Origin of the sequence: Frankia sp. KB5 (assembly GCF_002099325.1) — a bacterium.
Classification (GTDB): domain Bacteria; phylum Actinomycetota; class Actinomycetes; order Frankiales; family Frankiaceae; genus Frankia; species Frankia casuarinae.
In genome coordinates this window covers 23,379-30,482 of record NZ_MRUJ01000085.1, presented here as the reverse complement: position 1 = coordinate 30,482, position 7,104 = coordinate 23,379, and the positions used below count along the sequence as shown (strand labels likewise).

Sequence of the window (7,104 nt, the reverse complement as noted above, 5' to 3'; positions counted from 1 at the left end):
CCCCAGGAGATCAGCGCGTTCATCCTGCAGAAGCTGAAGCGGGACGCCGAGTCCTACCTCGGTGAGACGGTTACGGACGCGGTCATCACCGTCCCGGCGTACTTCGACGACGCCCAGCGTCAGGCCACCACCGAGGCGGGCACGATCGCCGGGCTCAACGTCCTGCGGATTGTCAACGAGCCGACCGCCGCGGCCCTCGCCTACGGGTTGGACAAGGGCGAGAAGGAGCAGACCATCCTGGTCTTCGACCTCGGTGGCGGCACCTTCGACGTCTCCCTGCTGGAGATCGGCGACGGTGTCGTCGAGGTGAAGTCCACCTCCGGTGACACCCACCTCGGTGGTGACGACTGGGATCAGCGCATCACCGACCACCTGATCAAGACCTTCAACGGCCAGCACGGGGTCGACCTCGGCAAGGACAAGATGGCCCTGCAGCGGCTGCGGGAGGCCGCCGAGAAGGCGAAGATCGAGCTTTCGCAGTCCACCCAGACCGCGATCAACCTGCCCTACATCACCGCGTCGGCCGAGGGTCCCCTGCACCTCGACGTCTCGCTGTCGCGCGCCGAGTTCCAGCGGATGACCTCCGACCTCATCGACCGCTGCAGGCACCCCTTCCAGCAGGCGGTGAAGGACGCGGGGATCAAGGTCAGCGACATTGACCACGTCGTCCTCGTCGGTGGTTCCACCCGGATGCCCGCCGTCGTCGAGCTGGTCCGCGAGCTGACCGGGGGCAAGGAGCCGAACAAGGGCGTCAACCCGGACGAGGTCGTCGCCGTCGGCGCCTCGCTGCAGGCCGGCGTGCTCAAGGGCGAAGTCAAGGACGTCCTGCTCCTCGACGTCACCCCGCTCTCGCTCGGCATCGAGACGAAGGGGGGGATCATGACCAAGCTCATCGAGCGCAACACCACGATCCCCACCAAGCGCTCGGAGATCTTCACCACCGCCGAGGACAGCCAGCCCTCCGTGCAGATCCAGGTCTTCCAGGGCGAGCGCGAGATGGCCGCCTACAACAAGAAGCTCGGCATGTTCGAGCTGACCGGCCTGCCGCCCGCCCCGCGGGGCATGCCCCAGATCGAGGTCACCTTCGACATCGACGCGAACGGCATCGTGCACGTGTCCGCGAAGGACCTGGGCACCGGCAAGGAGCAGTCGATGACCATCACCGGCGGCTCGGCGCTGCCGAAGGACGACATCGACCGCATGGTCCGCGACGCCGAGCAGTACGCCGAGGAGGACCGCAGGCGCCGGGAGGAGGCCGAGACCCGCAACAAGGCCGAGACGCTCGTCTACTCGACCGAGCGGTTCCTCGCCGAGAACGGCGAAAAGATCGACGCCGCGGTGAAGAGCGACGTGGAGGAGAAGCTCGGCACGCTGCGGGGCGCCGTCGCCGGCACCGACACGGCGGCGATCCGCGAGGCGGCCGACGCGCTGGCCGCGGCGAGCCAGGCGATGGGCCAGGCCATGTACGCGCAGGCCGCCCAGGAGGGCGCGGGTGCCTCCGGCGGCGCCGGAGCAGCCGACGACGACGTGGTCGACGCGGAGATCGTGGATGAGGAGGACAAGAAGTGACCTCAGGCCAGGCCGCGGACTGGTGGGGTTCGTCTCGGCCCGACGGCCGGGACGAGGCCGAAGAGCCCCCGGTGGTGGTGCGGGACCGGCGCCGGATCGATCCGGAGAGCGGCGAGGTCCGGCCGGAGGCGGCCGCGCCTCCCGGCCCGACGGCCACGGAGGTTCCACCCGCCGGAGTCCCGGCGGGTGAGGGTGACGGTGAGCTCGTGGCGTCGCTGCGCCAGCAGGTCACCGAGCGGACCGCGGACCTGCAGCGCCTGAAGGCCGAGTTCGACAACTACCGTCGGCGGGTCGAGCGAGACCGTCAGCAGATCGGCGAGCAGGCGACGGCGAAACTGCTGGCGAGTCTGCTGTCGACCCTCGACGACATCGGCCGGRCTCGTGACCACGGCGATCTGGAAGGCCCGTTCAAGGCGATCGCGGAGGCCCTGGAGGCGGCCCTGGAGGCGACCGGGCTGGAGCGCTACGGGGCGAAGGGCGACGAGTTCGACCCGTCGGTCCACGAGGCCCTGATGCACTCCTACCGGTCGGACGTGAGCGGGCCGACCTGCGTGGACGTCTTCCGGGCGGGTTACCTGCACGCGGGCAAGGTGTTGCGGCCCGCGCAGGTGTCGGTCGCGGAACCGTCGGGCGAGGTGGACGAGATCGTCGATCAGCCGGTCGAGGCGGAGGTCGTCGCCGGGGCCGGCGAGGTGCCGGGGAGCGGCCCGGGCCAGGCAGGCGGACCGCCGGATCGGCCGACATCGGTCCCCGATGACACGGGCAGTGTGCCCGGCCCGGACAACGGCGGGCCCACTGTCAGCGCCGGCTGAAAAGGGGAGCCAGGTCCGTCCGGCCGTCCGCGAGCCGGGGTCTGACGGACACGGCGGGCCACCGCCTCGCGCGGACGACATCATGAGGGAAGGAGGGGCGCCGTGAGTGTTCGCGACATGGTCGAGAAGGACTATTACGCCGCTCTCGGCGTTCCAAAGGACGCCTCGGCGACCGACATCAAGAAGGCGTACCGCGGGCTGGCCCGTGAGCTGCACCCCGACAAGAACCCGGGGGACGCCAAGGCCGAGGCGCGCTTCAAGGAGGTCTCCGAGGCCTACGACGTTCTCTCGGACGAGGGCCGTCGACGGGAGTACGACGAGGCCCGCGCGCTGTTCGCGGCCGGCGGTCGTCCCGGCGGCGGCTTCGGCGGGCCTGGCCGAGCCGGGGGTTACGGCGGGTTCGGCGCGCCCGGCACGGGCTACGGCAGCGGGCCGAACCTCAACCTCGACGACCTTCTCGGGGGGGCGAACGGCGGCCTCGGCGGCATCTTCGACAACCTGTTCCAGCGGTCGTCACCCGGACGCGGTCCGCGTCGGGGTGCCGACATCGAGGCCGAGGTCACGATCCCCTTCGAGAAGTCGCTGACCGGCCTGGAGGCGTCGGTCCGGCTTCCCGGGGCCGCGACCTGTACCACCTGCACCGGCAGYGGGGCGCGTCCCGGCACGACGCCGCGCACCTGCCCGACCTGCCGTGGGCTAGGTGTGGTCTCCCGCTCCCAGGGTGGCTTCGCGCTCTCCGAGCCCTGCCGCGACTGCCTGGGCAAGGGCACCCTGATCGACCATCCCTGCCCGGACTGCCGGGGCACCGGCCGGCGTGAGCGTGAGCAGCGCATCCGCATCCCAGCCGGGGTGAGCGACGGACAGCGGCTGCGGGTCCGGGGGCGTGGTATACCCGGCGAACGGGGCGGACCGGGCGGCGACCTCGAGGTGACGGTGCACGTGCTGCGCCATCCGGTGTTCGAGCGGGAGGGGAGCAACCTGGCGATTACTCTCCCCGTGACGATCACCGAGGCCGCGCTCGGCGCATCGATACGGGTGCCGACCCTGGACGGTGCTCCGCTCACGATGAAGGTGCCGGCGGGGACCTCCAGCGGTCGACGCCTGCGGGCCCGCGGGCGGGGTGTCCCCACAGCCGGAGGCGGGAACGGGGACCTCATCGTCACCCTCGAGGTGACGGTACCGAAGCCGAGTGATCTCTCGCCACGGGCACGTACGGCGTTGCTGGAGTTCGCCCAGGCCCATCCCGAGGACCCACGGGCGCCGTTGATGGAACGGATGGAGGCAGGYGGATGACCGGGCGGCCGAACCGCACATCCGACCCGCCGCCCGCCCGGCGTGGGCGAGCGACGGGAACAGGGCGAACAATGGGGGCAGGGCGAACAGGGGAACGGCAGCTCCAGCGGGGGCCGGYGGCGTCCCCCACCGAGGTTCGGCCGGACACCGAGGTTCGACCGGAGGGCTACTACCCCGCCGGCCCGCTGCCGGGTCCGGCCCACGACGAGGACGCACCGGTCTACGTCATCTCGATCGCCGCGCAGCTCGCCGGGATGCATCCCCAGACCCTGCGGTCCTACGACCGGCTCGGGCTGGTCACGCCTGGGCGCACGGCCGGGCGGGGGCGTCGTTACTCCGCCCGGGATGTGGCGTTGCTGCGCGAGGTGCAGCGACTGTCCCAGGAGGAAGGCGTCAACCTGGAGGGGGTCAAGCAGATCCTCCGGTTGAGCGCCCAGGTGATGGCGCTGCAGGCGCAGGTGCGTCAGCTCACCGAGGAGCTCGCCCGGTCCCGCGCCGACGCGGACCGCGCGGTGGCCGAGGCGCATGCCAGTCACYGGCGTGACCTCGTCCCGGTGGATCGCGGCGCGCTCGTGGTCTGGCGGCCGCTGCCCCGCCGCTGACCGGCCGGGGCGGAGCCGGCGAACGGATACGGGAGGTTCATCGCGGCGCGCCCGCAGGGTTGAGTGGGAACGACTCAGGTATGCTGAGCGTTGAAAAAGCGACGGTGCACGCCATCCGACCATCTGGGATCCGCCATGAACGCTGAACGCCTCACCGCCCGGTCGCAGGAGGCACTCTCCGCAGCGATCAGTCGAGCCACCGCCGACGGGTCACCCCTCGTCGACCCCCTCCACCTGCTCAACGCCCTGCTCGAAGCGTCCGACGGGGTCGGCGCGGCACTGCTGGCGTCCGCGGGCACCTCGGTCGACACGGTGCGCTCCCGAGCCGAGGCCGCGGTGACGCGGCTGCCCCGCGCGACGGGCCTGAGCGTGTCCCCGCCGCAGCTGTCCCGCCAGCTCATCGCGGTGCTGAACAACGCCGAGCGGCAGGCCGGTCAGCTGGGTGACGAATACACTTCGGTCGAGCATCTGGTCGTGGCACTCGCCGAGGAGGGGGGCGAGGCCGGGCGGATCCTCACCTCCGCCGGCGCCACGCCCGACGCGCTGCGCGGCGCCTTCGAGAAGGTGCGCGGCGGCGCCCGGCGGGTGACCAGCCGGGACCCGGAGGGCTCCTACCGCGCGTTGGAGAAGTACTCCATCGACCTCACCGAGCGTGCGCAGCAGGGCAAGCTGGACCCGGTGATCGGCCGCGACGCCGAGATCCGCCGCGTCATCCAGGTGCTGTCGCGGCGGACGAAGAACAACCCGGTCCTCATCGGCGAGCCCGGGGTCGGCAAGACGGCCATCGTCGAAGGGCTCGCGCTGCGGGTCGTCGCGGGTGACGTGCCCGAGTCGCTGCGCGGCCGGCGCATCGTCTCGCTCGACCTCGGTTCGATGGTTGCCGGCTCCAAGCTGCGCGGCGAGTTCGAGGAGCGGCTGACCTCTGTCCTCAACGAGATCCGCGAGGCCGAGGGTCAGATCATCACCTTCATCGACGAGCTGCACACCGTCGTCGGCGCCGGTGCGGCGGAAGGAGCGATGGACGCCGGCAACATGCTCAAGCCGATGCTCGCCCGCGGCGAGCTGCGCATGATCGGCGCCACCACCCTGGAGGAGTACCGCACCCGGATCGAGAAGGACCCGGCGCTGGAGCGTCGCTTCCAGCCGGTCCTCGTCGGCGAGCCGACGGTCGAGGACACCATCGGCATCCTGCGCGGGCTCAAGGAACGCTACGAGGTGCACCACGGCGTGCGCATCACCGACACCGCGCTGGTCGCCGCGGCCACCCTGTCCGACCGCTACGTCACCGCGCGCTTCCTGCCGGACAAGGCGATCGACCTGGTCGACGAGGCCGCGTCCCGGCTCCGCATGGAGATCGACAGCCGGCCGGTGGCGATCGACGAACTCGAACGCGCCGTGCGCCGCCTGGAGATCGAGGACATGGCGCTGTCCAAGGAGAACGACGAGGCCTCCCGCGAGCGGCGGGGGCGCCTGCAGCGCGAGCTCGCCGACCGGCGTGAGGAGCTGTCGAGCCTGACGGCCCGCTGGCACCGGGAGAAGGATTCGATCTCCGAGGTTCAGAAGATCAAGGAGGAGCTGGAGAACGCGCGGCGCGCCGTGGAGCTCGCCGAGCGCGACCTCGACCTCGCCAAGGCCGGGGAGCTGCGGTACGGCACCATCCCGACGTTGGAGAAGCGGCTGTCGGCGRCAACCGACGCGCTGGCCGGCGCGGACTCCCCCGGTGGGGCGATRCTCAACGAGGAGGTCGGCCCGGACGACGTCGCCGAGGTCGTCGCCGCCTGGACCGGGATCCCGGCCGGTCGCCTCCTCGAAGGCGAGACGGCGAAGCTGCTGCGTATGGAGTCCGCGCTGCACGCGCGGGTCATCGGCCAGGACGACGCGGTGCGGGCCGTCTCCGACGCGGTCCGCCGGGCCAGGGCCGGGATCGCCGACCCGGACCGGCCGACCGGCTCCTTCCTCTTCCTCGGGCCCACCGGGGTCGGGAAGACCGAGCTCGCGAAGGCGCTCGCCGATTTCCTCTTCGACGACGAGCGGGCGATCGTGCGCATCGACATGAGCGAGTACGCCGAGAAGCACTCGGTGGCCCGTCTGATCGGCGCCCCACCCGGGTACGTCGGGTTCGAGTCCGGCGGTCAGCTCACCGAGGCGATCCGCCGCCGGCCATACAGTGTCATCCTGTTGGACGAGGTCGAGAAGGCCCATCCGGACGTCTTTGACGTCCTGCTGCAGGTTCTCGACGACGGGCGGCTCACCGACGGCCAGGGCCGCACGGTGGACTTCCGCAACACGATCCTCATCCTGACCTCGAACCTCGGGTCGCAGTTCATCGCGGACCCCACGCTCAGCCCGCAGGTGCGCCGCGAGTCGGTGATGGTCGCCGTGCGCGACGCCTTCAAGCCGGAGTTCCTCAACCGCCTCGACGACGTCCTCGTCTTCGACCAGCTGGGCCGGGACGAGCTGACCCGCATCGTCGATCTCCAGCTCGATCGGCTGCGGGCCCGGCTGCTCGACCGGAGGATCACCCTCAACGTCACCGACGCCGCCAAGGGATGGCTCTCCGACGTCGGCTACGACCCGGTGTTCGGGGCCCGTCCGCTGCGGCGGCTGGTCCAGACGGCGATCGGCGACCAGCTCGCCAAGGAACTGCTCGGCGGGCAGATCCGGGACGGCGACGAGGTGCTCGTCAACACCGCGCCGGACCGCTCGGGTCTGACGGTCAAGGCCGCCACCGTCAAGTCCCTCTGACGGGCCTCCCGGCGAATCGCCGCAGACCGGGCGAGGACCATCGTGGGGACGGCACGCCGTCGGTTCCTCGACCGATTCGGGCC

The 7,104-nt window shown here is 71.3% G+C and carries 5 protein-coding genes; all 5 read left to right on the top strand.

What is annotated here, in order from left to right:
* A partial coding sequence (dnaK, locus tag KBI5_RS09995; protein WP_085015088.1) for a molecular chaperone DnaK occupies positions 1-1,569 on the top strand: 1,569 nt, incomplete at its 5' end.
* Complete coding sequence (grpE, locus tag KBI5_RS09990) at positions 1,566-2,381, top strand: nucleotide exchange factor GrpE (RefSeq protein WP_085015087.1); 816 nt, start codon at positions 1,566-1,568, stop codon at positions 2,379-2,381. The genes dnaK and grpE, both read left to right, overlap by 4 nt.
* A 102-nt stretch (positions 2,382-2,483) precedes the next feature.
* Entirely contained in the window at positions 2,484-3,674 is a 1,191-nt protein-coding gene (dnaJ, locus tag KBI5_RS09985; RefSeq protein ID WP_085015086.1) for a molecular chaperone DnaJ, read from the top strand.
* Positions 3,671-4,276, top strand: a complete 606-nt coding sequence (locus KBI5_RS09980) for a helix-turn-helix transcriptional regulator (RefSeq protein ID WP_085015085.1) — start codon at positions 3,671-3,673, stop codon at positions 4,274-4,276. Before dnaJ ends, KBI5_RS09980 begins: the two co-directional genes overlap by 4 nt.
* A gap of 135 nt (positions 4,277-4,411) precedes the next feature.
* On the top strand, positions 4,412-7,021 hold the full coding sequence (gene clpB, locus KBI5_RS09975) for an ATP-dependent chaperone ClpB (RefSeq protein ID WP_085015084.1): 2,610 nt from the start codon (positions 4,412-4,414) through the stop codon (positions 7,019-7,021).
* Positions 7,022-7,104: the final 83 nt, after the last annotated feature.